Origin of the sequence: Sinorhizobium sp. 7-81 (genome assembly GCF_030124405.1) — a bacterium.
GTDB lineage: Bacteria > Pseudomonadota > Alphaproteobacteria > Rhizobiales > Rhizobiaceae > Sinorhizobium > Sinorhizobium psoraleae.
Map to the genome: position 1 here is coordinate 133,947 of NZ_JASKLT010000002.1, position 25,658 is coordinate 159,604.

The 25,658-nt window shown below is 62.0% G+C and carries 25 protein-coding genes; 11 read left to right on the forward strand and 14 right to left on the reverse strand.

All coding sequences use genetic code 11. The annotated features are described in order from the left end of the window. On the reverse strand, nt 1–1,044 hold the full coding sequence (locus tag QN224_RS07950) for a DNA topoisomerase IB (RefSeq protein WP_173511662.1): 1,044 nt from the start codon (nt 1,042–1,044) through the stop codon (nt 1–3). Continuing rightward, nucleotides 1,037–3,139, reverse strand: a complete 2,103-nt coding sequence (gene glgX / locus QN224_RS07955; RefSeq protein WP_283976204.1) for a glycogen debranching protein GlgX — start codon at nt 3,137–3,139, stop codon at nt 1,037–1,039. Before glgX ends, QN224_RS07950 begins: the two co-directional genes overlap by 8 nt. Before the next feature lie 157 nt (nt 3,140–3,296). On the opposite strand from glgX, the gene treZ reads away from it, so the two are divergent. Together treZ and QN224_RS07965 are read left to right on the forward strand one after the other, a co-directional pair. Continuing rightward, on the forward strand, nt 3,297–5,099 hold the full coding sequence (gene treZ, locus QN224_RS07960) for a malto-oligosyltrehalose trehalohydrolase (protein ID WP_283976205.1): 1,803 nt from the start codon (nt 3,297–3,299) through the stop codon (nt 5,097–5,099). A 65-nt stretch (nt 5,100–5,164) separates the two neighbouring features. Next, a complete protein-coding gene (locus QN224_RS07965; protein WP_283976206.1) occupies nt 5,165–5,866 on the forward strand; it encodes a UdgX family uracil-DNA binding protein in 702 nt (233 codons plus the stop codon). Here QN224_RS07965 and QN224_RS07970 read toward each other — a convergent pair. Together QN224_RS07970 and QN224_RS07975 are read right to left on the reverse strand one after the other, a co-directional pair. Beyond that, nucleotides 5,861–6,595, reverse strand: coding sequence for a glutathione S-transferase (locus QN224_RS07970; RefSeq protein ID WP_283976207.1), 735 nt, complete (start codon nt 6,593–6,595; stop codon nt 5,861–5,863). The genes QN224_RS07965 and QN224_RS07970 overlap by 6 nt on opposite strands. A 12-nt stretch (nt 6,596–6,607) precedes the next feature. Next, nucleotides 6,608–6,901 (reverse strand): DUF3175 domain-containing protein, encoded by a 294-nt coding sequence (locus QN224_RS07975; RefSeq protein ID WP_173511667.1) that lies wholly within the window; start codon nt 6,899–6,901, stop codon nt 6,608–6,610. A 169-nt stretch (nt 6,902–7,070) separates the two neighbouring features. Between QN224_RS07975 and QN224_RS07980 the strand changes: the two genes are divergently transcribed. Then, the gene (locus QN224_RS07980; RefSeq protein WP_283976208.1) at nt 7,071–7,577 is read left to right on the forward strand and encodes a cupin domain-containing protein; all 507 of its coding nucleotides are present in this window, start codon (nt 7,071–7,073) and stop codon (nt 7,575–7,577) included. 7 nt (nt 7,578–7,584) lie between these two features. On the opposite strand, the gene QN224_RS07985 is transcribed toward QN224_RS07980, so the two are convergent. Both QN224_RS07985 and QN224_RS07990 read right to left on the reverse strand, forming a co-directional pair. Beyond that, complete coding sequence (locus QN224_RS07985) at nt 7,585–8,022, reverse strand: DNA-binding protein (protein WP_283976209.1); 438 nt, start codon at nt 8,020–8,022, stop codon at nt 7,585–7,587. 67 nt (nt 8,023–8,089) lie between these two features. Further along, nucleotides 8,090–8,386 carry a hypothetical protein gene (locus tag QN224_RS07990; protein ID WP_283976210.1) on the reverse strand — a complete coding sequence of 99 codons (297 nt, stop codon included), beginning with the start codon at nt 8,384–8,386 and terminating at the stop codon, nt 8,090–8,092. A 60-nt stretch (nt 8,387–8,446) separates the two neighbouring features. On the opposite strand from QN224_RS07990, the gene QN224_RS07995 reads away from it, so the two are divergent. Then, the gene (locus QN224_RS07995) at nt 8,447–8,779 is read left to right on the forward strand and encodes a hypothetical protein (RefSeq protein ID WP_283976211.1); all 333 of its coding nucleotides are present in this window, start codon (nt 8,447–8,449) and stop codon (nt 8,777–8,779) included. 128 nt (nt 8,780–8,907) lie between these two features. Here QN224_RS07995 and QN224_RS08000 read toward each other — a convergent pair whose 3' ends face one another. The 3 genes from QN224_RS08000 to QN224_RS08010 all read right to left on the reverse strand — a co-directional run bounded on the left by QN224_RS08000 (nt 8,908) and on the right by QN224_RS08010 (nt 10,035). After that, nucleotides 8,908–9,087, reverse strand: a complete 180-nt coding sequence (locus tag QN224_RS08000; protein WP_283976212.1) for a hypothetical protein — start codon at nt 9,085–9,087, stop codon at nt 8,908–8,910. A gap of 101 nt (nt 9,088–9,188) precedes the next feature. After that, nucleotides 9,189–9,452 carry a hypothetical protein gene (locus QN224_RS08005; protein WP_173511673.1) on the reverse strand — a complete coding sequence of 88 codons (264 nt, stop codon included), beginning with the start codon at nt 9,450–9,452 and terminating at the stop codon, nt 9,189–9,191. A 121-nt stretch (nt 9,453–9,573) separates the two neighbouring features. Continuing rightward, entirely contained in the window at nt 9,574–10,035 is a 462-nt protein-coding gene (locus QN224_RS08010) for a YbhB/YbcL family Raf kinase inhibitor-like protein (RefSeq protein WP_269286685.1), read from the reverse strand. Nucleotides 10,036–10,612: 577 nt separating this feature from the next. On the opposite strand from QN224_RS08010, the gene QN224_RS08015 reads away from it, so the two are divergent. The 3 genes from QN224_RS08015 (at nt 10,613) to QN224_RS08025 (ending at nt 15,663) form a co-directional block, all read left to right on the forward strand. Further along, the gene (locus tag QN224_RS08015; protein ID WP_283976213.1) at nt 10,613–13,003 is read left to right on the forward strand and encodes a phosphoketolase family protein; all 2,391 of its coding nucleotides are present in this window, start codon (nt 10,613–10,615) and stop codon (nt 13,001–13,003) included. Between the two features lie 181 nt (nt 13,004–13,184). Then, a complete protein-coding gene (glgA, locus tag QN224_RS08020; protein WP_283976214.1) occupies nt 13,185–14,639 on the forward strand; it encodes a glycogen synthase GlgA in 1,455 nt (484 codons plus the stop codon). A 109-nt stretch (nt 14,640–14,748) separates the two neighbouring features. Further along, nucleotides 14,749–15,663 (forward strand): DMT family transporter, encoded by a 915-nt coding sequence (locus QN224_RS08025; RefSeq protein ID WP_283976215.1) that lies wholly within the window; start codon nt 14,749–14,751, stop codon nt 15,661–15,663. Between the two features lie 148 nt (nt 15,664–15,811). On the opposite strand, the gene QN224_RS08030 is transcribed toward QN224_RS08025, so the two are convergent. Further along, on the reverse strand, nt 15,812–16,651 hold the full coding sequence (locus tag QN224_RS08030) for a fumarylacetoacetate hydrolase family protein (protein WP_283976216.1): 840 nt from the start codon (nt 16,649–16,651) through the stop codon (nt 15,812–15,814). Between the two features lie 183 nt (nt 16,652–16,834). On the opposite strand from QN224_RS08030, the gene QN224_RS08035 reads away from it, so the two are divergent. From QN224_RS08035 to QN224_RS08045, 3 genes are all read left to right on the forward strand, one after another. Next, a complete protein-coding gene (locus tag QN224_RS08035; protein ID WP_283976217.1) occupies nt 16,835–17,230 on the forward strand; it encodes a VOC family protein in 396 nt (131 codons plus the stop codon). A 131-nt stretch (nt 17,231–17,361) separates the two neighbouring features. Further along, nucleotides 17,362–18,141 carry an ABC transporter substrate-binding protein gene (locus tag QN224_RS08040; RefSeq protein WP_283976218.1) on the forward strand — a complete coding sequence of 260 codons (780 nt, stop codon included), beginning with the start codon at nt 17,362–17,364 and terminating at the stop codon, nt 18,139–18,141. Between the two features lie 191 nt (nt 18,142–18,332). Further along, entirely contained in the window at nt 18,333–19,082 is a 750-nt protein-coding gene (locus tag QN224_RS08045) for an SDR family oxidoreductase (protein WP_269286669.1), read from the forward strand. A 72-nt stretch (nt 19,083–19,154) separates the two neighbouring features. Here QN224_RS08045 and mmsB read toward each other — a convergent pair whose 3' ends face one another. The 4 genes from mmsB to QN224_RS08065 form a co-directional block, all read right to left on the reverse strand. After that, nucleotides 19,155–20,051, reverse strand: a complete 897-nt coding sequence (gene mmsB, locus QN224_RS08050) for a 3-hydroxyisobutyrate dehydrogenase (protein WP_283976219.1) — start codon at nt 20,049–20,051, stop codon at nt 19,155–19,157. 46 nt (nt 20,052–20,097) lie between these two features. Next, nucleotides 20,098–21,159 carry an enoyl-CoA hydratase/isomerase family protein gene (locus QN224_RS08055; protein ID WP_283976220.1) on the reverse strand — a complete coding sequence of 354 codons (1,062 nt, stop codon included), beginning with the start codon at nt 21,157–21,159 and terminating at the stop codon, nt 20,098–20,100. A gap of 12 nt (nt 21,160–21,171) precedes the next feature. Beyond that, entirely contained in the window at nt 21,172–22,314 is a 1,143-nt protein-coding gene (locus tag QN224_RS08060; protein WP_283976221.1) for an isobutyryl-CoA dehydrogenase, read from the reverse strand. Between the two features lie 225 nt (nt 22,315–22,539). Next, on the reverse strand, nt 22,540–23,958 hold the full coding sequence (locus QN224_RS08065; protein ID WP_283976222.1) for an XRE family transcriptional regulator: 1,419 nt from the start codon (nt 23,956–23,958) through the stop codon (nt 22,540–22,542). 159 nt (nt 23,959–24,117) lie between these two features. Here QN224_RS08065 and QN224_RS08070 point away from each other — a divergent pair, with 159 nt between their 5' ends. Next, nucleotides 24,118–25,650, forward strand: a complete 1,533-nt coding sequence (locus QN224_RS08070; RefSeq protein WP_269286663.1) for an acyl-CoA carboxylase subunit beta — start codon at nt 24,118–24,120, stop codon at nt 25,648–25,650. Nucleotides 25,651–25,658 lie beyond the last annotated feature (8 nt).

Here is a 25,658-nt window from a genome sequence, read left to right on the forward strand (position 1 = left end):
TCAGTTCGGTTTCCGGCGCTTCGATCGCCCGGCGCGGGTCAGAAAATTCAACATGCGTGCCTCTTCGGCGCGTAATTCTTTGTTCGCACGGCCGCGCGGGTCGAGGTTCCTGGCTGAAACCGAACCGTCACCGGCAAGCGCAATGATTTCCGGATGGATGTAGCTCGCGCGCGCGATGGCCGGCGTGTTGTGCAGGACCGATGCGGCAGCCTCGCTCATCTGCTTGACGGTTGGCCGTTCCCCCCTCTCCACAGCGGCACGCGCGACGGTAAATGCCGCGACGCTTCCCGCCCAGGTCCGGAATGTTTTCGCAGAAATCTCCGCTCCCGATATTTCGGCGAGATAACGGTTGAGGCGCCCCGAATCGATGGACCGCACCGTGCCGGTCTCATCCTTCCAGACAAAAAGCTGCCGGCCGGGCAAGTCCGAAATCTCTTCGAGCAGCCGCTGCAATCTCGGATGACGAAGTCTCCGCCTCACCCGCTTGCCGCCTTTGCTGGTGAAGCTCAGTTGGACGCAGCCATCGGAAAGCTTGAGGTGGCGCTTGAGCAAGGTCGTCGCGCCATAGGTTGCATTCGCCTGCACGTATGCCGGACTGCCGACACGCAGGTGAGCTTCATCGAGCAGGGCCACCAGCGCCGCCAGAACGGTGCGGACGTCGTCGGGTGCGCCCTGCATGTGGCGCCGGATCGTGCGGCGGATCCTCGGCAGCACCTTTCCGAACGTCAGAAGCTGTCCGAACTTGTCGCCGCTTCTGAGCGCCTGCCATTCCTTGTGGTAGCGATATTGCTTTCGGCCGCGCGCGTCATAGCCGGTCGCCTGAAGGTGGCCGCTTTCATCCAGGCAGATCCAGACGTTCTCGTAAGCCGGCGGCAGGCCCAGAGACGATATGCGCGCTTTCACCGCGGGATCGGAAAGCACCGAACCGTCCGGCAGACGATAGACGAAGCCCCTGCCTTTACGTTGGCGCCTGATGCCGGGCTCGGTGTCGCTGACGTAAACGAGCCCGTTTTCCTCCAGCGCGGGCTCGCCGTTTCTAGCCATGGTCCGCCGAAATGAACGCTGCGACGCTTTGCGCAGCGACAAGCGCCCGATCTTGCGCCGCGCGAACAAGTGCGGGCCCATCACTGGCCGCATCGAGACTGGCGGTATCAAGCACGCGCTGCCATTGCTCCGTTCCATTCACACGGGGAAGTGAGATCTCGCAATCGGCACCGGCATTGAAAGCCAGAAAGAGACCGTTCGGCGTCGTCTCGGCGACGCCATTGCGGCTGATATAGACCCCGACGATACGCAGTTCCCCATCATGCCATGCTTCCTCGTCCATCGGATGGCCGTCAATCCTGTACCAGGCGATTTCGACGTGACCGTCGTCACCTGGTTCGCCGCGCAGAAACCGCTCCTGGCACAAGGCCGGATTGTCCTTGCGGAACGCCACCATCTTTCGGCAGAAGGTCAGGAAGGTCTCATCCTCGGACGCCCAGTCGAGCCAGCCGATTTCGTTGTCCTGACAATAGGCGTTGTTGTTGCCGCCCTGGCTATTTCCGAGCTCGTCGCCGCCAAGGACCATTGGCACGCCCTGGCTGAGCATCATGGTGGCAAACATGGCGCGGCGCCGGCGTGCGCGTGCGTTCCTGATCCCCTCGTCGTCGGTGGGACCTTCGACGCCCATATTGTCAGAATGGTTCTCGGAGTGTCCGTCGCGGTTCTCCTCGCCGTTTGCCTCATTGTGCCTGTCGTTGTAGGAAACGGTGTCCGTCAGCGTGAAGCCGTCATGCGCGCTGACGAGGTTGATCGACGCGGTCGCACCGCGATCGGAATGATTGAACTGCACCGGCGAGCCCGCGATGCGCTCGGCAAGCGTCGGCACCATGCCGCCATCCCCCTTCCAGAACCGCCGGACATCGTCGCGGAAGCGGTCGTTCCATTCGCGGAACGGATGCGGGAAGCCGCCGAGCTGGTACCCGCCCGCGCCGATATCCCAGGGCTCGGCAATGAGCTTCACTCCGGCGAGAATCGGATCCTGCCTGATTGCGTCAAAGAAGCCGCCTTCCCGGTCGAACTCAATGTCCTCGCGACCGAGCGCACTCGCGAGATCGAACCGGAAGCCGTCGATGTGCATGACCTGCACCCAGTAGCGCAGGCTGTCGAGCACCATGCGCAGCACCATCGGATGCGCGACGTTGAGCGTGTTGCCGGTGCCGGTCATGTCGAAGGTATGACGCGGCTTTTCCGGCGATTGCCGGTAATAGCTGAGGTTGTCGAGGCCGCGGAAACTCAAGGTCGGGCCGTGCTCGGAGCCCTCGGCCGTGTGGTTGTAGACGACATCCATCAGGACTTCGATGCCGGCGGCATGAAACCGCTTCACCATTGTCTTGAATTCGGTGATCCGATTGCTCTTCATGTAACGCGTTTGCGGAGCGAAGAAGCCGAGCGTCTGATACCCCCAGTAATTCCTGAGACCGCGTTCGATCAAATAGCGGTCGTCGAGGAAATACTGGACCGGCAAGAGTTCGATGGCCGAGACGCCGAGTTTCGTCAGATGGTCGATGATCGGGTCGCTCGCCATGCCAATGAACGTGCCGCGCAAGTCCTCCGGCACGGCCGGATGGGTCATGGTCATGCCGCGAACATGGGTTTCGTAGATGATCGTATCCGTCCACGGGCGGCGGATCGCTTCCTCGCCGGCCCAGTCGAAAGCGGGGTCCTGGATGACGCCCTTGACCATGAAGGGCCCGCTGTCGCGCTCGTCGAAGGAGAGGTCGTTTCCCGTGCCGTCGATCGTGTAACCGAACAGCGCATCGTCCCAGACGAAGGTGCCGGCAACCTGCTTGGCATAGGGGTCGAGCAGCAGCTTGTTCGGATTGAACCGATGGCCGTTGTGCGGGTCATAGGGGCCATGGGCGCGATAACCGTAGAGCGTGCCCGGACCGATGCCTTCGATATAACCCGACCAGACATCGCCCTCGCGCTTGGGCAGCGGCAAACGTGCCGTTTCCCGGCTGCCATCCTCGGAGAACAGGCAGAGTTCGATCTTCTCCGCATGGGCCGAAAAGACCGCGAAGTGCGTGCCCTCGCCGGTGTACTCGGCACCGAGTTCGGGTTTCAGAAAATTGAGTTCGGAGAAAGATACGTTCATTGCCGTTATCATCCCTCCCGCGCCCGTTCGAAAGCGATGGTGCAACGCGGAAGAAGAGAAATTGTTCCTACCGGCGCTTTTGGCCGGTGAGACAGAGAGGGTGGAACTTTCGCCGGAGCCGACCAGTTTCCCTGCACTCAACAGGGGACCAGAGCCGATGCAGCGAGAGCAATCGTCCGGACTTTTCAGAAAAACCTGGGGCGCCAGTTTCACTTCGGCCGATGCCGCACGATTCCGATTGTGGGCACCCGACGAACGGGCCGTGAGCCTCATTCTCAACGGGGCTGCCCATGACATGCAGGCGATCGACGGCGGATGGTTCGAGCTTTCGGTGAAAGCGCAAGCCGGGGACCGATACTGTTTTCAGCTATCGGACGGGTCGCTGATCGCAGACCCGGCATCGTCAGCCCAGCAGAGCGGACCTTCCGGTCCTTCCATCCTCATCGATCACTGCGCATATCGTTGGGAGACCGCATCCTGGCGCGGCCGGCCATGGGGAGAAGCGATCATATGCGAGCTGCACACCGGCACCTTCACGCCGGGGGGCACGTTCCGCGCGGCAGGCGAACGCCTCGCTCATCTTGCCGATGCCGGAATTACCGCGATCGAGATCATGCCCGTCGCCCAATATCCAGGCATGCGCGGCTGGGGCTATGACGGCGTGCTACATTATGCGCCCCACCATGCCTATGGGACACCGGACGACCTGAAGGCCCTCGTCGATGCGGCGCATTCGCTCGGCATCATGGTTCTGCTGGATGTCGTCTACAACCACTTCGGCCCGGAAGAAAATGCCTTGCCGCGCTACGCGGCGGACTTCTTCAACACGGATCGGGCGACGCCGTGGGGAGCCTCGATCGCCGTCGAACAGGATGCCGTCCGGCGCTATTTCATCGAGAATGCGCTCTATTGGCTCGGCGATTTCCGCTTCGATGGGCTGCGCCTCGATGCGACGGAGCAGATCAGAGACAGCCGCGAGCCACATATCCTGGTCGAAATGGCGCGCGAGATACGCGAGACATTTCCCGAGCGCCACGTCCATCTCGTCGTCGAAGATGCACACCGCCGCAGAAGCCTTGTCGGGAGAAAATCGAGAGGGACTCCCGAACTCTTCACCGCCGCGTGGAACGATGATCTTCACAACGCACTGCATGTCGCGGCGACGGGAGAAACCAAGGGCCACTACCAACCCTTTGCCGTGGACACGTGGCGGAAAATTCGCGAGGCCATGGCCGAAGGTTTCGCGTCACCCGCCGAGGGAAAGGAGATTTCGTCGCCCTGGACGGGCGACCGGGTGCCGCCGCAGGCACGCGTCAATTTCCTGCAGAACCATGACCAGGTCGGAAACCGCGCCTTCGGCGAGCGGCTCGCCTCGCTTGCCGGCGAGGATCTGATGCGGGTTCTGACCGCGACGCTGATGCTCGTTCCGCAAGTTCCGCTTCTTTTCATGGGCGAGGAATATGGTGAGACCCAACCGTTTTGCTTCTTCGCGGACTATCAGGGCCAGATCGCCGAGGCCATTCGCTCCGGACGCCAGCGGGAGGCCGAGAATTTCGGCGGCATGCCGCATGGCGCGACCATGGCGGATTTGCCCGATCCGCTCGACCCGCGGACATTCGCCTCATCGAAATTGCAATGGGACCGGGCGGAAAGCCCGGCGGGCAGACGGCATGTCGCCTTCATCCGCGAGCTTGCCGACATCCGTCAGCGGCATATCGCCCCTTTGCTGGAGAAGCCCGGTCTGCCCGACCACCGCATACGTCAGACCGACGACGGGCTCGTCGCCGTCGACTGGCAGTTCGGCAGTTCCGTTCTGCAGCTGCGGATCAATCTCACCGACGAAGCAGGAGCAGTGCCCCCTATCATCGGTCAGCCGATTTTTACCATGTCCGGTGAGCGCGCAGCGACAGCGGGCGAACTGCCTGGGCCGGGCATCGTTGCCGCCGTCGCACGAGTGTAAGCCCGACGGAACATGATTTCGATCTTCGGGTTAGAACTTCGACGCGCTATCGCTTTTGGGCGTCGATGGGAGCGAGGAACAATCCTCGACAGCAGATGCCGCGAGAAACAGCAAGCACCGGTCCGGCCCTCTCTGGCGACCACGCCGAAGCCCGCTCGATAGCGGCCTTGCGGAGGCAAGCGGAAGGTTGCGAACGCTGCGATCTTTACAAAAACGCAACACAGCTCGTCTTCGGCGAAGGCCCTATCGACGCCCGCGTCGTTCTCGTCGGCGAACAACCGGGCGACCGGGAGGACCTGGCGGGGCATCCCTTCGTCGGTCCGGCCGGCCGGGTCCTCGACGAATGTCTGCACGAGGCCGGCGTCGACCGATCGAGCTGTTATCTCACCAATGCGGTCAAGCACTTCAAGTTCGAGCAGCGCGGCAAGCGGCGGTTGCATTCCCGCCCCAACGCGGGCGAGATCCAGCGTTGCGCCTGGTGGCTCGGCGCGGAACTGGAACAGCTTCGACCGGACCTCGTCGTTGCACTCGGCGCCACGGCGGTGATGACGCTGCTTGGCCGGAGCGTAGCTGTCACGAAAAATCGCGGCGACCTGATCGACACCCCGGCCGGCTATCCCGTCCTGGTGACGATCCATCCGTCCTATCTTCTCAGGATCCGGGATGGATCGGATGCGGCAGCGCAACGTGCACGCTTCGTCGAGGATTTGACGAAGGTCGCCGTCTATGAAGCTGAACACGAAAGACGGAAGCAGCGCCGTCTATGACTGTCGGTCGAGCTCCGGATAGAGGCGGAAAATACCGGCCTCATTGAAGGAGAGCCGTCGATCGGAGGCGAGATAGCTGCGGATGTTCGGCCGTTCCGCGACGGCATCGCGCAGAGCGATCAAGCCCGGGATATTCGCTTCGTAGTCCCGCATTGCCTTCGGAAAGGCGTAGCGAAGCCCCTCGACAACTTGGAAGAGCGAAAGATCGACATAGCTCAGGCGGTCGCCGATTATATGCGTCCCAGCCCTCGGATTCTGGCGCAGGACCCGCTCGAAATAGCCGAGGAACTTCGGCAGGCGCTCCGACAGGAAGTCGGACGATCGCCGCAAGGCTTCCGGCTTCTGATCTTCATAATAGAGCGATACGCCGATCGGGTGGTGTGTGTCGTGGATCTCGGCGACGAAATCGGTGATCGTCAGCTGCAGCCCGTTGGCAACGAAGCGGAGACCTTCGTCCTGGGGTGCCAGGCCGAGCTTCGGGCCGAGATAGAACAGGATATTGGCGACATGCGATATGAGGAGGTCACCATCCTTCAGAAACGGGGGCGCAAAGGGGATCGTCTCTCCGTCGCCGTCTCTCAGCAACTTCAGCATCGCCCTTGTGCCCCGCTCCTGCCCGTCGGGCTCGCGGGCGACGTCCACATAATCCGCTCCGGCTTCCTCGAGCGCGAGGCGAACGAATTCGCCGCGTCCGGGAATGCCGTCCCAGTAATAGAGCTTGTAAGGCATTGAAGGCTCCCCTTACCTGGGCTCGCGCCCGAAATCTTTTCGCAATTCGACCTTCGCCTTTTCGAGGACGTGTCTCTGGCGGCGGCTCAGACCCGCACCGGCTCTGTTTATATAGAACGTCAGCATCGACATGGCAGAGCGGAAAGGAGTGGATTTCCGCCGATCGCTCGCCTCGGCCGACCGCTTCAGCGAATGCGCGATCTTCGCCGGATCGTCGGACTTGAAGATACCTTCCTCAAGGTCAAGCGCATCGCTCTTCTCGGTCACTTCCTGCGACCACTTCTTCTTCTTGCTCTCCTTGCTCATCACGGTTTCTCCCTTGGTAACCTGCTGTAGGTTTCCTTAAATCCGAGCCGATTCGAGGGTAAAAACATGCAGCAGTTCAATGTGTCATAGCGGCCTTCATGCCTCTGAAGAGACGCACGACGCCATATGTCCAACGGAAGCGGACGAAAATCGTTCCGGGAGGGAGCCGATGCATATCGAGGAGCTGATGTTTGCCGAAAGCGGGGGCGTGCCGAACAACCCGCACCTGCCCGCCCTCGTCTACCACGGCGCACTCGACGCCGGGGAAAACAATGCAGCCGGCATCGAGGACAGGTTTCATGCCAACGGCTGGAGAGGCATGTGGCGCGACGGTGTTTTCGACTTTCAGCACTATCATACGCGCGCCCACGAAGTCTTGGCCATCGCCCGAGGCAAGGCACGCCTCCTGATCGGCGGACCGACGGGCAAGGAACTGGAGGTAACGGCGGGAGATGTGATCGTGCTACCTGCCGGCACCGGTCATCGCCGGATCACCGCAAGCGCCGATTTCCTGGTGATAGGCGGCTATCCTCCCGGGCAGCACGCAGACATTCAGCGCGGGCCGGCGACCGACGCCGATCGTGAAGCGATCGCTTCGGTGCCGCTGCCCCAACTCGACCCGGTCTTCGGCACCGAAGGTCCGGTGGTAACACGCTGGCAACGCGCGGCCCCTTGAACAGGATTCAGACGTCTATAAGGGCAATTCCAAGGTCGGGATGGTGCTTGCGCCGAAGATGCGCAGGTGTCTCCGACAATGTCACTTCGAGAGTGGGCTTGACGGTCCCTTCGAGGAAATGGCCACCGCGCGTTGTCCCATCGCTGAGCCCCAGCACGACATGGGCGTGCAGACTGCGTTTCCCGTCCTCTCCAAGCGCAATGTCGCCGATCAGGCTCAACACTTCGCTTTGCTCGTCGACGACGATCCGGCGGTAGTCTCGCTTTTCCAGGTCATACCAGCCTACGACGGCTTTCTCGAACGCGCCGATCGCGATCAGTGAGGCCGCGGAGATCTTCTGGGTTGCGGCGAACTCGGAGATGGCGGCGAAAGCTTCCTCCCCGGGGTCCAGCACAAGGATGAATATCTCCTCCGATGCCTCTTTTGAAAGAAGTCTCCACCTCATGATCCAACCCTTTGAACTTACGCGTTTCCGAACGTAAAGACCGTTGCACGCCTTACTGGAATTTGCTTTAGCGCAACCAGACTGGCAGATCCGAGGCCTGGGTGAATTCGCGGGTTCGATCTTTTAGGCCGAGCGTTTCCCATGCGAATTTCTGCGCGGCCAGTCGGGCCATTTCCTTGGTAGGATAGCTGTCCGGCAGCACGTAGTCCCGGTCGCCGCACGAAAGCAGCGCCCGGTGGCTCAGGAGATCGAAATGAAGCTGCAGGTTTTCCTCCGAGCGCATAGAACCCTCCCAATTCAGCTCCAGCAAAAACGGCCGTTGTGGGCAGAAGTTCCAGCCGGTCGGCGAAAAGTCTGCGGCCACGGGAATCCTGCGGAACAACCGCCGCGATCAGGAGTTTGGAGCCCTACGGGAGATCAGCCAATGACGAAACGCGGAAAACCAGGATCGAGCTTGATCCATGCCCGCCCGCTCGACCCTCCCGGCGTCGACGAACCGATCGATGCCTGGGGCGCGGGTTCTCGCAACAATCCCGACCAAAGCGTCCGGAGCCAGCTCGATGAGTTGCGCAACCGCATCGCCGAACTCGAGACCGAAATCGACGCGATCGCGACGGAGGCCCACACGGCGGTCGGAACTGTGCCAGGTGCCGACAGGCTGGAGACGGCGAAGGACGTGGTTGCGGAGAAACGGGACGAAATCCAGCGCCTGAAATCGCGCCTGCAGGAGATCGAGCAGTTGCTGGCTGTGGAATAATAGGGCAGCCATTGAGGCGACTTCGGTGCACGGATCATCGCCCACGATCCGGTCGCATTCTTTGTGCGCTTTCTCAGCTCACGATCACTTGCGGACGGGGAACCGTTACACGGATTTCTGGTATTGCGCTAAAACACGGTCATCCAGATGCCGCGCCAAAAAAGCGACTCCCGGTCCCGCAGGTCTTCGTCGTCTCTGCTCATGCCAAGCTTGCGTATTTCTTCCGGCTTGACCTTTCGGGCGGCGGCCGGTTCTTGACGTCGCTCGCTCTTCAACTTGTCGACATCCGTCGCCTTGCTGATCGGCATCGGCAATTCCTTCCCTGCGGTTAAGGAGAAACTGTCTCGCAACGCAACGGTTCCATGGCGCGAGGCCAGAACCCGGCCGGAGATCGGTTGGAGCTACGGCTTCAATGGCGATGGATGAACTTGCAGAAGCGGCTGGTCTGTCCGTCATCGGTCAGGTCCTGGTGGAGAAAGGCCAGGTTGTTCTTTTCGAAGATCTCGAAGAACTCATCCCACGAGATTTTCTCCAGCGTTTCTTCCGGTGTGCCGAAGTCGATGCGCAAAAGACCGCCGTCGGTTGCGCCTTTGACGCGTGCCGGATGGCCGTTGCGGGCCTCGGCCCAGTTGCGGATGGTGTCGTGGTCGATCGTGGTGCTCGAAGCGCTCATTGGAAGCTCTCCCTCCCGCTGTGACTTGCTTGCACGTCTAATCGATCGCGATCACGATTGTTCCGAACGGCCGCATTTGCCACGCTGGCGCGCAGACCGTATCTGCCGTCTTGCTGCCGCCCTATTGCTCGAATGTGCCGACGATCGCGGCTTCTTCGATCAGGTGCTTGCGCACCTTCTTCCAGGCTTCCTCTGCCCCGACCTCTTCCGGAATCGAAAGGTTGACGGCATCAAGCGCCGCGAGCCTGAACCAATAATGGTGAAGTCCGGTCCCGGCCGGCGGCTGCGGCCCATCGTAGCGAGCATTGCCGAAGTCGTTTTTGATGAATTTGATGCTGTGATCCGGCGCGGTATCCACCGCTTGCGGCAGCTCCGTCCAATTGCCCGGGATGTTGATGATAACGCAGTGTCGAAACAATCCTCGCGTCGCATCCGGATCCTCGACGATCAGAGCGAAGCTCTGCGTTCCCTCCGGGGTGCCCGTCCACTTCAGCGGTGGAAAGAGGTTCTCGCCTAGTCGGGTATATTTCTGGGGGATGGGCTGCCCATCGGCAAATACGGGACTGATCAAGCTGAAGGTCATCCAAGTGTTCCTTCCTTGCTTTGCACCGAGAGGGCTGACACGATCGAAAAATGAGCCTCGTCGAGACGAGGCTCACAAGACGAACCAGCATAGGAGAGACCGCCAGGGAGCCTCCAGAGTTTGGGTCAGAGAACGCGCTCCGTGCGATCCACTCATCAAACCTTATGCCCCCGAGAATGTTCCACCACAGCGAATATATTTCGGCACGCCTGCAGCGCCGCGCGTCGTTTCGGCGCGCAAATGTCGCTGGAGCACTTTGAATTCCTGCATGTTTCCGTCTCTAAATCGGTGCCGATCTAAGAAAACGTGCAGTGGCGACTCGCAGTGAGAAGCGCCTTGCCTTCGCCGCCGCCACCGCTAGATCACGGTCAATGACCGCTACGGGCACAACGCCAGCCATCCACGCCGTCCGTCCTCGCGATAAGGGCCGGCACGAACTGCGGTGGATTCCGGTTCGTCGTCATGGCCGGCCAAGGCGAAAAAGAACTGCGGTATGATCCATGTCATCTCTGACGATGCCGGCGGAGACTAAGCTGTCGCCCCACGCAACTCACCGGCCCTAGCGAGGAGAAAGCAGATGCGCAAGCCTTATTCGAGATCGGCACCATTTGTCCTTGACAATGCCGCAGCCGAGCTTGTCGATCGCTACTGGCGCGCGGCCAACTATCTCTCCGTCGGACAAATCTATCTGCTCGACAATCCGCTGTTGCGGGAGCCGTTGAAACCGGAGCACATCAAGCCTCGACTGCTCGGTCACTGGGGTACCACGCCGGGCCTCAACTTCATCTATGCCCATTTGAATCGCGTCATCAGAGCCCATGACCTTGAGATGATCTACATCTGCGGTCCCGGTCACGGCGGGCCCGGGATGGTTGCGAACACCTATCTCGAAGGCTCCTACAGCGAGATCTATCCGGAGGTCAGCGAAGATGTCGCTGGGATGAGAAAACTCTTCCGTCAGTTTTCCTTTCCGGGCGGTATTCCGAGCCATGCGGCGCCGGAAACGCCCGGTTCGATCCATGAGGGCGGCGAACTGGGCTACGCCCTCGCCCACGCCTTTGGCGCGGCGTTCGACAATCCCGGCCTCATCGTTGCCTGCGTCGTCGGTGACGGCGAAGCCGAGACAGGCCCGCTCGCCGCAAGCTGGCATTCGAACAAGTTCCTCAATCCTGCCCGCGATGGCGTCGTGCTGCCCATCCTGCATCTGAACGGCTACAAGATTGCTAATCCGACAGTGCTTGGGCGGATGAGCGACGAGGATCTAAGAAACCTCTTCAGCGGTTACGGCTACGACCCCCTCTTCGTAGAAGGCGCCGAACCATTTGCCATGCACAGGCACATGGCTGCGACGCTGGAACAGGCGCTCCAGGACGTTCGTGCCATCCAGCAGCACTGGCGAAACGGCGGTACCGACAATACCTGCCCTCGCTGGCCGATGATCGTGCTGAGAAGTCCGAAGGGCTGGACCGGCCCCAAGGAAGTCGACGGCAAGATGGTCGAGAATTTCTGGCGGTCGCACCAGGTGCCGGTCGCCACCTGCCGGGAGGATGGAAATCACCGCAAGATCCTCGAAGACTGGATGAGGAGCTACGCGCCCGAAGAACTGTTCAATGAAAGCGGACGGCTGAAGCCGGAACTGCGGGCACTGGCCCCTGCCGGCGCCCGACGGATGGGGGCGAACCCGCACGCCAATGGCGGCTTGCTCAGGCAGGAGCTCAAGACACCTGCGATCGAGGACTATGCCGTCGCCGTCGAGCGGCCGGGCGCAACAACGGCGCAGTCGACGAAAATCCTTGGACAATATCTGCGCGACATTCTCTTGCTCAACCAGTCCCATGCCAACTTTCGCGTCTTTGGTCCCGACGAAACGGAATCGAATCGGCTCGGCAGCGTTTTCGAAGTGACCGATCGGGTCTGGATGGAAGAGATCCGGCCCTATGACGTGCAGCTCGGCCGCAACGGGCGCGTGATGGAGGTGCTGAGTGAACACCTCTGCCAGGGATGGCTCGAAGGATATCTGCTTACGGGCCGGCACGGCTTCTTTTCCTGCTACGAAGCATTCATCCACATCGTCGATTCGATGTTCAACCAGCATGCGAAATGGCTGAAGGTCTCGCGCGAATTGGCTTGGCGAAGGCCGATATCCTCGCTCACCTATCTGCTCACGTCCCATGTCTGGCGGCAGGATCACAACGGTTTCAGCCATCAGGATCCGGGTTTCGTCGATTTGGTCGCCAACAAGAAGGCCGACATCGTCCGCATCTACCTGCCGCCGGATGCAAACAGCCTGCTCTGGGTGGCGGATCATTGCCTGAAGACCTACGACCGCATCAACGTGATCGTTGCCGGCAAGCAGCCGGAGCCGCAATGGATGGCGATGGAAGAGGCCGTCCGGCATTGCGAAGCCGGCATCGGCATCTGGAAATGGGCCAGCAACGAAGGCTATTCGGACGAGCCCGATGTCGTCATGGCCTGCGCTGGCGATGTCCCGACAATGGAGACGCTCGCCGCCGTCGATCTGCTGCGCCGGCATATTCCGGAACTGAAGATCCGCGTCGTGAATGTGGTCGATCTCCTGGCGCTGCAATCGCGCGACCAGCATCCCCACGGCCTGCCCGACGATGTCTTCGACCGCCTGTTCACCACTGCGCGGCCGGTGATCTTCGCCTATCACGGCTATCCGTACCTGATCCACCGCCTGACTTACAAGCGCACCAACCACGACAATTTCCACGTGAGGGGTTTCATCGAGGAGGGAACGACCACCACGCCTTTCGACATGACCGTTCTCAACGAACTTGACCGCTACCACCTGGCCATCGAAGCGATCTCACGCATTCCCGGACTGCTGGAGAAGGCCGGACATGTCGTCGAAGCGCTTCGCGCCAAGCTCGATGAGCATGGCCGCTATGTGCGCGAGCATGGCGAGGACATGCCGGAAATACGTGACTGGAAGTGGGAGCATTGACAACCGAGACGTCGGATTCCGCTCCACGGAGCCGCTTCAGGGCGCCTTGTTCAGGCCTGCGCACATGCATGTTCAAAATTCAACATGTGGCGGAACTTTGGTGGCTCGATTGTGTTGAGGGAGCGCAGATTACGTCTGCGTGTCACCCCTGGCCCATGACATAAATCCCCGGAAAAACGCGATGAACATTCTGTCCGTCACGGCCGAGATTTTCCCCCTGGTGAAGACTGGCGGTCTGGCGGATGTCGCCAGCTCGCTGCCAAAGGCATTGACGGCCCACGGCATCCATACGCGTAGCATGGTTCCCGGATATCCGAGCGTCATGCAGGCGCTCACGGGAGCTTCACCGATCAGGCAATATGATTGCCTGTTCGGCGAGCGCGCCACTCTTGTCGCAGGACGGGCCGACGGCCTCGACATCCTGGCGCTCGACGCGCCCGGCTTCTTCGACCGCCAAGGCGGTCCTTACACCGACGATCGCGGCAAGGACTACCCGGACAACTGGAAGCGTTTCGCAGCCCTTTCCTTCGTCGCCGCGCAGGTCGCGGAGCAGGGCGTCGCGGACTGGCGGCCGGACATCATCCACGCTCATGACTGGCATCCGGCGCTGAGCCTGGTTTATCTCAAATTTTCGTCTGATGCCGAGATCCCTCGTGTCCTGACGGTTCACAACCTCGCCTTCCAGGGGCAGTTCCCCGCCCGTCGTTTCACCGAGTTGGGACTGCCGGACGAGGCCTACTCCATCGACGGCCTCGAATATTACGGCGACCTCGGTTATCTGAAGGGTGGACTGCAGGCGGCCGACGTGATCACCGTGGTCAGTCCAACCTACGCGCGCGAGATCATGTCCCCGGCTTTCGGCATGGGTCTCGAAGGTCTGATGAATGAGCGTCACGATGACGTCATCGGCATCGTCAACGGCATCGACACGGAGGTATGGGACCCCTCCTCGGACCCGCTTATCGAAAATCACTTCTCGGTGCGTGCGCCGTTGCGCCGCCTGCCGAACAGGCAGAAGCTGCTCGACCGCTTCGGCCTGCCGAACACGTCCGGGCCGGTTTTCGCAGCGGTCAACAGGCTGACCTGGCAGAAAGGCATGGACCTCCTGGCGGGTGTGGTCGACGAGATCGTCAAAGGCGGCGGCAAGCTGATCGTACATGGCCAGGGCGATGCCGTGATCGAGGATGCGTTCACCGACGCCGCGCGGCGCTTCCCGGATAGCGTTGCCGTCAGGATCGGCTACGACGAGCCGCTCGCCCACCAGATCCACGCCGGGGCGGACGCCATGCTCGTTCCCTCCCGCTTCGAACCTTGCGGTCTCACTCAGCTCTACGCCTTGCGCTATGGCTGCGTGCCGATTGTCGCCCGCACGGGCGGATTGTCGGAAACGATCATCGACGCCAACGACGCCGCATTGCATGCGCAAGTGGCAACCGGCATTCAGTTCTCGCCCATCGACGCGAACGGATTGAGGCTTGCCCTGCGCCGCGCCTTCAGACTCTTCAAGCGACGGCGCATCTGGGAAAGGTTGCGCAGACAGGGGATGCGGACGGACTGCTCCTGGCACCGCAGCGCCGCCCAATACGCGGAGCTCTACGGAAAGGTGCTGACGCCCGAAATCCGCCTGGCGGGATAGCCGCGATTTGCGGCATACATTCGCAATGCTGATGAGTTGATCAGAAACGGAGCATGGATCACGTCGCCGGAATGTGCCAATGGCTGGGCTGAAGACAAAGGCCCCGACCATGACCGCAGATACTGCCACCACCTCTCCTGTCGTTCAGACCTCCAGCACCGCCCGCACCGGCGTTCTCCTCATGCTTCTCGGCATGTTGATGTTTTCGTTGAACGACGTGATGGGCAAATGGCTGGTCGCGACCTATTCGGTCGGCCAGGTGGTGCTGATCCGCAGTCTGGCCGCGGCACTCCTGCTCGCGCCCTTTCTTTGGCTCGGCGGACTGCGGAAGGTCGTAGCGATCGAGCGGCCGTGGCTTCAGCTTGCCCGCGTCGTCGCCTCGACAGCGGAGGTCGTCGCGTTCTATTTCGCGGTCGTCTACCTGCCGCTTGCCGATGTCATGACCTATTGGCTGGCGGCACCGATCTATGTCGCGGCGGTCTCGCCGCTGGTTCTCAAGGAACATGTCGGCTGGCGACGCTGGACCGCGATCGCCATCGGCTTCGTCGGGGTCGTCATCGCGCTCGAGCCATCCTCGCAAGCCCTGACCCTGCCGGCGCTGATCTCGGTTCTCGGCAGCATGTTCTTTGCCTTCATGATGATTTCCGGACGCTCGCTGCGCGGCACGCCGGATTCGGTACTGGCCTTCTGGCAGATCGTCGGCGCGGCGGTCGTCGGCCTCGTCTGGGCGCCGCTCGACTGGACGCCGCTGAAACCGCTCGACACCGCGCTGCTCGGGCTGCTTGGCGTCGTCGCCATGCTCGCGCATGTATTCGTCAACAGGGCGCTGAAGCTCGCAGAAACGGCGACGATCGCGCCCTTGCAATATACGCTGCTCTTCTGGGCGATCGTCTTCGGCTGGCTGATCTTCGGCGACGCGCCGCGTCTGTCGATGATCCTCGGCGCCGGTCTCATCGTCGCTTCCGGCCTCTTCATCTTCTTCCGCGAGCAGCAACTCAAGCGGCAAGGGCGGCTGAAGGGCTAAAGGTGTGGGTTTCGGCCCACATTCGTCCCCATCCGGCCTACCGCCACCTTCCGCCCGCTTGGGGGACAAGGGATGTGCTGTGCCCCTTCAGGTTTCCTCGCCCTGCTTGCGCGAAGAGGGCGAGGGGCAATAGGGCTCGAAAACCGGATCAGTCGTCCGCGGCGACCTTCTGCTTCTGCGTGCCGAGACCTTCGATGCCGAGTTCGATCACGTCGCCGGCCTTCAGATATTGCGGCGGCTTGAAGCCCATGCCGACGCCGGGAGGGGTACCGGTTGAGATGATGTCACCCGGATGCAGGGTCATGAACTGCGAGAGATAGCTCACGAGATAGGCGACGCCATAGACCATGGTCTCGCTCGATCCGTCCTGTTTCGTCTCGCCGTTGACGGTCAGCCACATCTTCAGGTTTTGCGGATTGGCGATCTCGTCGCGGGTTACCAGCCAGGGGCCGATGGGGCCGAAGGAATCGCAGGATTTTCCCTTGGTCCACTGGCCCGAGCGCTTCGTCTGGAAATCGCGCTCCGAGACATCGTTGACGACGCAATAGCCGGCAACATGATCGAGGGCTTCGGCTTCGGAGACATATTTCGCCGTCTCGCCGATGATCACGCCGAGTTCGACTTCCCAGTCGGTGGCGACGGAACCGCGCGGCATGATCACATTGTCGTTCGGCCCGACGATCGCCGAGGTGGCCTTCATGAAGACCACAGGCTCCGGCGGAACCTCCAGCCCCGATTCCGCGGCATGATCGGCGTAGTTGAGACCTATACAGATGAACTTGCCGGTGCCGGCAACGCAGGCGCCGAGCCGTGGTGCGCCATCGACGACCGGCAGGTCTTCGATGTCGAGCCCGCTCGCCCACCCAAAATCCGCGATCGCGGCGCCGCCGACATCGGCGATGACGCCGGAGAGATCGCGAATGCTGCCCGCGCCATCAAGCACGCCCGGCTTCTCGGCCCCCACGGGTCCGTAACGCAACAGCTTCATCCTGCTCCTCCCAAAAGATCGAAAAATCACTGCGCCTGACAAATCAAACGCCATCGCGGATGTAAAGCCGTTTCCACCGCCACGACACGGAAACCGGGCATCCACGGCGGCGGATCGTCCCCGGTTCCCTCAACAGGAGTCGTCTGCTATCTCCGCTGCACGACATCGACGAAGGAGACGATCTTGGCGAAGGCAATCCACTCAATGATCCGCGTCATCGACGAGAAACGCTCGGTCGACTTCTACCGCCGGGCCTTCGGCCTCGACATTGCCGAGCGGCTGGATTTCGAGACATTCACGCTCGTCTATCTCAGCAATGCGGAAAGCCCTTTCGAACTCGAGCTGACGATCAACAAGGGGCGCACGGAACCCTATGCGCTTGGCGAGGGCTATGGCCATCTCGCCTTCTCCGTCGCCGATCTTGACGCAGAGCATAGGCGTTTGACGGAGGCGGGTCTCAGCCCCAACAAGATCGTCGAATTCGAGCGAGACGGGACGCTGCTTGCGCGCTTCTTCTTCATCGCCGACCCCGACGGTTACAAGATCGAGGTGCTGCAGCGCCACGGCCGGTACAAGTGACAGGAACCCCATGTCTCGATAAATTGAAACAATATCGATTATCGGCTCTATCTATTTCGCTTATGCGGCATGTGCCCATAGAGTTCAGACGAAGCCCTGAAAAAGGGTGAAAATTCCAAGGGGAACGAACCATGAAAAACCGGATTCTGACATTGGCGCTCGTCTGCGCCGCCCTGGTATCGTCGACGGCTCAGGCCGCCGATAAACTGAAGATCGGCACGGAAGGCGCCTATCCACCCTTCAACTTCGTCGACTCCAGCGGCAAGATCGGCGGTTTCGACGTCGAAATCGGCCTTGCTCTTTGCGAGCGCATCAAGGCCGAATGCGAAGTCGTCGCGCAGGATTGGGACGGCATCATTCCCGGTCTGCTCGCCAAGAAATACGACATGATCATCGCTTCGATGTTCATCACCGAGGAACGCAAGAAGCAGGTGGCATTCACCGATCCCTATTATCTTGCCGCGATGACGCATGTGGCCCCGAAAGGCGCAGGGCTCACCGAGTTCAGCAATGAGGCGCTCAAGGGCAAGGTCATCGGCGCCCAGTCCGGTACGACCCAGGCCGACTACATCGCCGCCGTCTATCCGGACGCGGATATCAAGCTCTACCCGACCCAGGACGAGGCCAATCTCGACATGGTCAATGGCCGTCTCGACCTGCAGGTCGGCGACATGCTGCCGATGCTCGATTGGGTCAATAAGAACGACGACGGCAAAGGCTGCTGCGAGCTCATCGGCGAGCCGATCACCGACAAGAAGTTCGTCGGCGACGGTGTCGGCATCGCCGTCAGGCAGGAGGACAACGACCTGCGGGAAAAGCTGAACAAGGCGCTCGAAGAAATCCGCGCCGACGGCACCTATCAGAAGATCAACGACAAGTATTTCACGATCGACGTCTATACGATGAAGTGATCGGCAGGCCTCCAGTTAGCGAAGCCGGTCGCCGCTGCCGCGGTGGCCGGCTTCGCCATATCCGGCGGACGGGACTCAGCTGGCGAAACGCGACCGCCAACACTTGCATGGATGCCGTATCGCTGTAAATTTCTGCGCTTCAAATCGGCTCTGCCGACAGAGACTGATTGAGCGACAGACGAGGAAGCCCCATGTTTGATCTCAACGGCAAGACCGCGCTGGTGACGGGCGGCGGGCGTGGGCTCGGCCTTGAAATGGCCAAGGCCCTGGCGAGAGCCGGCGCCTGGACCGTGATCAACGGCCGCAATCTCGAAAGCCTCGAGGAGACGAGAGCCCGGCTTGCCGATGACGGCATCACCGTCGCGGTGGCGCCGGGCGACGTTACGCGTGACGTCGAAGCCATTCTCGTCGATGCCACGGCGAAGACCGGGGCGCTCGATATCCTGATCCACGCCGTCGGCGAGCGGGACCGCCGCAGTACGGAGGCGATGGAGCCGTACGAGTTCGCAGCTCTCCTCAACACCGACCTCACCGCAGCCTACGCCATGGCAAAGGCGGCATTGCCCTATCTTAAGCAATCCGCCGCCGGCCGGCTGATCTTCGTCACCTCGATCGCCGCCTTCGCGGCGCGCGCCGGCGATCCGGCCTATACGGCGGCCAAAGGCGGGCTTTCGGCGCTGACGCGGTCGCTCGCCGTCGAACTCGGCGCCGACAACCTGACAGTCAACGCCATTGCGCCGGGCTGGTTTGCAACCGAGACCAACGCACATCTTGCCGCCGACCCGACGCTCAAGGCCTTCGTCGATGTGCGCATCCCGCTGAAGCGCTGGGGCCGACCGGAAGAGATCGCCCCGGCCGCCGTCTTCCTCGCCTCGCCGGCCGCGAGCTTCGTCAACGGCATCACGCTCACCGTCGATGGTGGCATGACCGTACAGATGTGACGGCCGGTCGGAGCGGGAGGCCGATGCGGCTGGAACGTTGCGGCGCATCTCCGAGTGCGCAAGGCGCACCCCCTACCCCGCCTTAACCTCTTCTGTGCCTCGCAGCATGCGGATCAGGGCGGAGAAGTCCTCGCCGCCGTGGCCGAGCTTTTCGAACAAGCTATAGAGCTGCGCTGCCTGCGCTCCCATCGGGGTCGCCGCGCCGCTGGCGCTTGCGGCCTGCTGCGACAGCTTCAGGTCCTTCAGCATCAGGCTTGCGGTAAAGCCCGGCTTGTAGTCGTTGTTGGCCGGCGAGGCCGGAACCGGGCCGGGAACCGGGCAATAGCTCGTCAGCGACCAGCACTGGCCGGAAGAGGTCGAGGCCACATCGAAGAGCGCCTGATGCGACAGTCCCAGCCGCTCGGCCAGTACGAAAGCCTCGCAAACGCCCGCCATCGAGATGCCGAGGATCATGTTGTTACAGATCTTCGCCGCCTGGCCGGCGCCGACATCGCCGCAATGGACGATCTTCTTGCCCATCGCCTCGAGCAGATGCTTGCCGCGGGAAAAGGCGCCGTCGCTGCCGCCGACCATGAAGGTCAGCGTGCCGGCCGCGGCTCCCGCCGTGCCGCCGGAGACCGGAGCGTCGAGCGACGGGCAGCCGGCTTTGTCGGCAAAGCCGTGCACCTTGCGCGCGCTTTCGACATCGATCGTCGAGCTGTCGATGATGAGCGTGCCCGGATCGACGAAACCGAGCAGTTCATCCCAGACATAAAGAACATGCGCGCTTGCCGGCAGCATGGTGATGACACATTGTGCCTCGCGCACCGCTTGCGCGATCGAGCCGGCCACCGAAACGCCGCTCTTCGCCGCCGCGTTGCGAGACGCCTCCGACAGGTCGAAGCCGGTGACTGCATGTCCCGCCTTCACCAGATTGGCGGCCATCGGGCCGCCCATGTTGCCAAGCCCGATAAAGGCGATCTTCGTCATCTTGCCTCTCCTCCTCAACTCGCATGTTTTCGTCTGACGGCTGTCTTCACCCGAAGAGCGGCGCGCCCCCGTGTTTATCAAAGCGGGCGAGCATTTGCGGCGTCACCTCCGCGAGCCCGACCGACCATTTCGGATTGCGGTCCTTGTCGATCACCGCCGCCCGAACCCCTTCGTAGAAATCCGGATTGGAGAGCATGCCGATGGTCGCGGCATATTCCCGCTCCAGGCACTCGTTGAGCGAGGCGCTCGCGCGCCCAGCACGCAACAGCGCTAGCGTCAATTTCAGGCTGATTGCGGAGCGCGTTCGCAGCAATTGCAGCGTCTCACCGGCGAAATCCGAACCATCCCGTTCCAGCGCGTCAAAAATTTCTTCAACCGTGTCGAAGGCAAAGCAGCGGTCGATGAGCAAAAAATGGTCGTGCAGCGGAGACGCCGGCGGCTCGCCGGAAACGCTCCGGATCGCGGCGGAAACGTCATCAGCAGTCGCGAAAGCCGGAAGGGCTGCTAGCGCGGTGATCAGCTCGCCGATCCTGTCCGTCGGAGCAAAACTGTCGGCGAGCCGCGCGTGGATGGCATTCGCCGCGCCGATATCTCGGCCGGTGAGCCCGATATAGGTACCGAACTCGCCGGGCGCGCGCGGCAGAAGCCAGGTCGCGCCGACATCCGTGAAATAGCCGATACCCGTCTCCGGCATGGCAAGCCGCGTCCTCTCGGTCACGATCCGATGGCTGCCGTGGGCGGAAACGCCGACACCGCCGCCCATGACGATGCCGTCCATGAGGGCAATATAGGGCTTGGAATAGGCGGAAATTCGGCTGTTGACGATGAATTCCTCGCGCCAGAATTGCGCGCCCTCCTCGGGTCGTTCCCGTCCGCTCTCGTAGATCATGCGTATGTCGCCGCCGGCGCAAAGCCCGCGCTCACCCTCGCCAGTGACAAGCACGGCGGCGACCGCCGGGTCGCGCTCGAATTCGGTCAGCGCCGCATCGATCAGCCGGATCATCGGCAGGTTGAGGCTGTTCAGCGCGCGCGGCCGGTTAAGCCGGAGCCTGCCGATCGCGCCCTGGCGCTCGACGATGACCTCCGGCAGAGCGGTCTGCATCTCCATGAAATCTCCTTCCTATTTCCGTCCCATGATCGCGCGGGAGACGATCAGCCGCATGATCTCGTTGGTGCCCTCGAGTATCTGGTGCACCCTCAAATCCCGGACAATCTTCTCGACCCCGTAATCGGCGAGATAACCGTAGCCGCCGTGGAGCTGCAGCGCGTCGTTGGCGACCGCGAAGCAACGGTCGGTGACGAAGCGCTTGGCCATGGCACAGAGCTTGGTCGCTTCCGGATCCCCCGCATCGAGCGCGGCAGCCGCCCGCCAGAGGAAGGTGCGCGCAATCTCCAGATCGGTCGCCATATCCGCCAGACGGAACTGCAATGCCTGGAATTCGCCGATCGCTTTTCCGAAAGCACGCCGCTCCTGCACATAGGCAAGCGCCTTGTCGAACGCGGCCTGCGCGCCACCGAGCGAAGCGGCGGCGATGTTCAGCCGGCCGCCGTCGAGGCCGGCCATGGCGATCCGGAAGCCCTCACCCTCCGCGCCCAGCCGGTTTGTAACCGGAACGCGGACATTGTCGAGCATCACGGCGCGCGTCGGCTGGGCATGCCAGCCCATCTTCTTCTCATTGGCGCCGAAGGTCAGACCCGGCGCCTCCTTCTCCACGACAAACGCCGAAATACCCTTCGGCCCCTCGTCGCCGGTGCGGGCCATGACAATATAGAGACCGGATTCGCCGGCGCCGGAGATGAACTGCTTCTGGCCCGTCAGCACATAGGTGTCGCCCTCGCGCACGGCCTTGGTCTTCAGCGCCGCCGCGTCCGAGCCGGAGCCGGGCTCGGTCAGGCAGTAGCTCGCCAGCGTTTCCATGCTGAGGAGCGGCGGCAAGAGCCGCTGGCGCTGTTCGTCCGTGCCATAGCGGTCGATCATGCCTGCGCACATGTTGTGGATCGAGACGAAGGAGGCGATCGCCGGGCAGCCGGTCGCCAGCGCCTCGATGATCATCGCCGCGTCGAGACGGGTGAGACCGGTGCCGCCGACGTCGTCGCGAACATAGATTCCGGCCATGCCGAGTGCCGCCGCAGCGCGCAGCGTCTCCACCGGAAAGTGCTTTTGCTGGTCCCAGTCGATGGCGTTGGGCGCGAGTTCGTCCCGGGCGAAATCGAGCGCCATCGCGCGGATGGCCTCCTGCTCCTCAGACAGGCGAAAATCCATATGCATGTCCTCCCTGACCCGCATACTGACAATGTGGCGCACTGCATGTTTCCATAAATCGAAGGCGATTTATGGATAAAAACATGCAGCACTCAAAGTGCTACAGCGACCTTTGCACGTCTGAGAAGACGCGCGGCGCTGTAGTTACACCAAATTTCGCACAGGCACAGACGCAAATTCTCACAACATCTGTTCAAAAACGAACAGAGCCGATGAAACCCACGCTCAGCTCTCGCTAAGACGATACGGCAGAGAGCCGCGCATGTCATGGTCGACGATCAGCTTGCGCTTCAGCGGCGGCACGGCGCGGCTGGCGCATTTGGTGCGCTCGCAGATGCGACAGGAGATGCCGATCGGGTCGAAGGCGGTGCGATTGCCGAGATCCATGTCGTCGGCATAAACGAAGGCGTCGGCATAGGAGATTTCGCAGCCGAGCGCGAGCGCGTAGCGCGGATGGTTGGCACGGTAACCGCCGCCGCCCTTGGTGATCTGGGTGGCGAGGCAGAGATAGCGCACGCCATCCGGTGTTTCGGCGAGCTGCCGGATAATCCGCCCCGGCGTCTCGAATGCCTGATGCACGTTCCAGAGCGGACAGGCCGCTCCGAAGCGGGCGAATTGCAGCTTGGCGGCGCTGTGGCGCTTCGTGATGTTTCCGGCCCGGTCGATGCGCGCAAAGAAGATCGGAATGCCCTTCTGCCCGGGGCGTTGGAGGGTCGAGAGCCGATGGCAGACCTGCTCCAGCGAGGCTCCGAACCGGGCAGCGAGCAACTCGATATCGTGCCGCAATTCACGCGCCGCTTTGAGGAATGACTGGTACGGCAGGATCAGCGCACCGGCGAAGTAGTTCTGCAGGCCGAGCCGGCAGATTTCGTGGGCCTCCTCGGTGCGAAATGCGGCACTGCCGACAATCCGGTCGATCTCCTCGCGGGCATGGAACTGGGCGATCTGCAACGCCAGTTGAAAATCACGCGTCGGCGCCGGCGCGTATGGGTTGAGAGTCAGGATGCGGGCACGCGGATCGAAGCGGCGGATCGCCTCGTCGCCCGCGACGCCGCGCACGACGCGCACGCCATGGCGCTGCTCGAGGTGCGCCGCGAGCGCCGTATGATTGTCCCCCTCCCCAAGGCCAAGGTCGGCGGCAAGCGTTTCGGCGAGCGTGTCGATCTCGTGGATGTAGTTGTCGACGAAGTGGAAGAAGTCGCGCACCTCCTCGTAAGGCGTCGTCTCGACGAAGGAGGCACCGCGGCCGATCGTGTCGTCGATGCTGGCAAGCTGTTCGCTGTTGCGCCTATAGGCCTGATGGCAGGTGATCAGCGCATGCGCGAGACCCGGCGCGTTCTGGGCGACGAGCTTCAGCTCCTGCAGGCTCGGAGAATAGGTCTCGAACAGCGGATCGTTCAGCGCCTCCGACAGGGCCGACAGGAGCCGGTCACCCTCGCCTGTCGAGAGTTCCGCAATATCGATCTGGAACTTCTCCGCAAGCGCGAGCAGCACCGCCGCCGAAACCGGCCGCTGGTTGTTTTCGATCTGATTCAGGTAGCTCGTCGAGATGCCGATACGCTCGGCGAACTGCCCTTGCGTCGCCCGGTTTGCTTCCCTGAGTTCCCGGACTTTGCGGCCGATGTAAAGTTTGCCGATCGCCATGTTCGCAACTTTGCAGTTTACGTTTTACATATTTCTATATTCCACATTCGCACATCATCGGCCGTTTTGCCATTCGCCCTTCGACGCTATTGCGAAGCTTCAAACCCCTCTGCAAAATCGAGAAAAATCTCGGCGAGAAAGAAATTCGGGAGGAGACACATGCGCGCCATATTGGAACAGGTGGAAGCCCGCCGGGCACAAGCTCGAGCCGGCGGTGGCGAGCGCCGCGTCGACGCGCAGCACGGCAAGGGCAAACTGACGGCGCGCGAGCGCATCGACGTGCTGCTCGACGAAGGCTCCTTCGAAGAATACGACATGTATGTCACGCATCGCTGCGTCGATTTCGGCATGGCAAGCCAAAAGATCGCGGGCGACGGCGTCGTCACCGGCTGGGGTACGATCAACGGCCGGCAGGTCTATGTCTTCAGCCAGGATTTCACCGTGCTCGGCGGCTCGCTCTCCGAGACCCATGCACAGAAGATCTGCAAGATCATGGACATGGCGGCCCGCAACGGCGCACCGGTCATCGGCATCAACGATTCCGGCGGCGCCCGTATCCAGGAGGGCGTGGCGTCGCTCGCCGGCTATGCGGAAGTCTTCCGCCGCAACGCGGAAGTCTCGGGCGTCATTCCGCAGATCTCGGTGATCATGGGGCCGTGTGCCGGCGGGGCGGTCTATTCGCCGGCGATGACCGACTTCATCTTCATGGTGCGCGACAGTTCCTACATGTTCGTGACCGGCCCCGATGTCGTAAAGACGGTGACGAACGAGATCGTCACCGCGGAAGAACTTGGCGGAGCTCGCACCCATACGACGAAGTCATCGGTCGCCGACGGCGCCTACGAAAATGACGTCGAGGCGCTGGAACATGTGCGCCTGCTCTTCGACTTCCTGCCGCTCAACAACCGCGAAAAGCCGCCGGTCCGGCCCTTCCATGACGATCCGGCGCGCATCGAGATGCGTCTCGACAGCCTGATCCCCGACAGTGCCGCCAAGCCCTACGACATGAAGGAACTGATATTGGCGCTTGCCGATGAAGGCGATTTCTTCGAGCTTCAGGCGAGCTTTGCCCGCAACATCGTCACCGGCTTCATTCGTCTGGAAGGCCAGACCGTCGGCGTCGTCGCCAACCAGCCGATGGTTCTCGCCGGCTGTCTAGACATCGATTCTTCCCGCAAGGCTGCCCGCTTCGTCCGCTTCTGCGACGCCTTCTCGATCCCGATCCTGACGCTCGTCGACGTGCCGGGCTTCCTGCCGGGTACGAGCCAGGAGTATGGCGGCGTCATCAAGCACGGCGCCAAGCTGCTCTTCGCCTATAGCCAGGCGACCGTGCCGATGGTGACGCTCATCACTCGCAAGGCCTATGGCGGCGCCTACGACGTCATGGCCTCCAAGCACATCGGCGCCGACGTCAATTATGCCTGGCCGACGGCGGAAATCGCCGTCATGGGTGCCAAGGGCGCGACCGAAATCCTCTACCGCTCCGAACTCGGCAATGCCGAGAAGATCGCCGCGCGCACGAAGGAATACGAGGAGCGCTTCGCCAACCCCTTCGTTGCCGCCGAACGCGGCTTCATCGACGAGGTGATCATGCCGCATTCGTCGCGCCGCCGCATCGCGCGCGCCTTCGCGTCGCTGCGCAACAAACAGGTGGAAACGCGCTGGCGCAAGCACGACACGATACCGCTCTGACGAGGCTC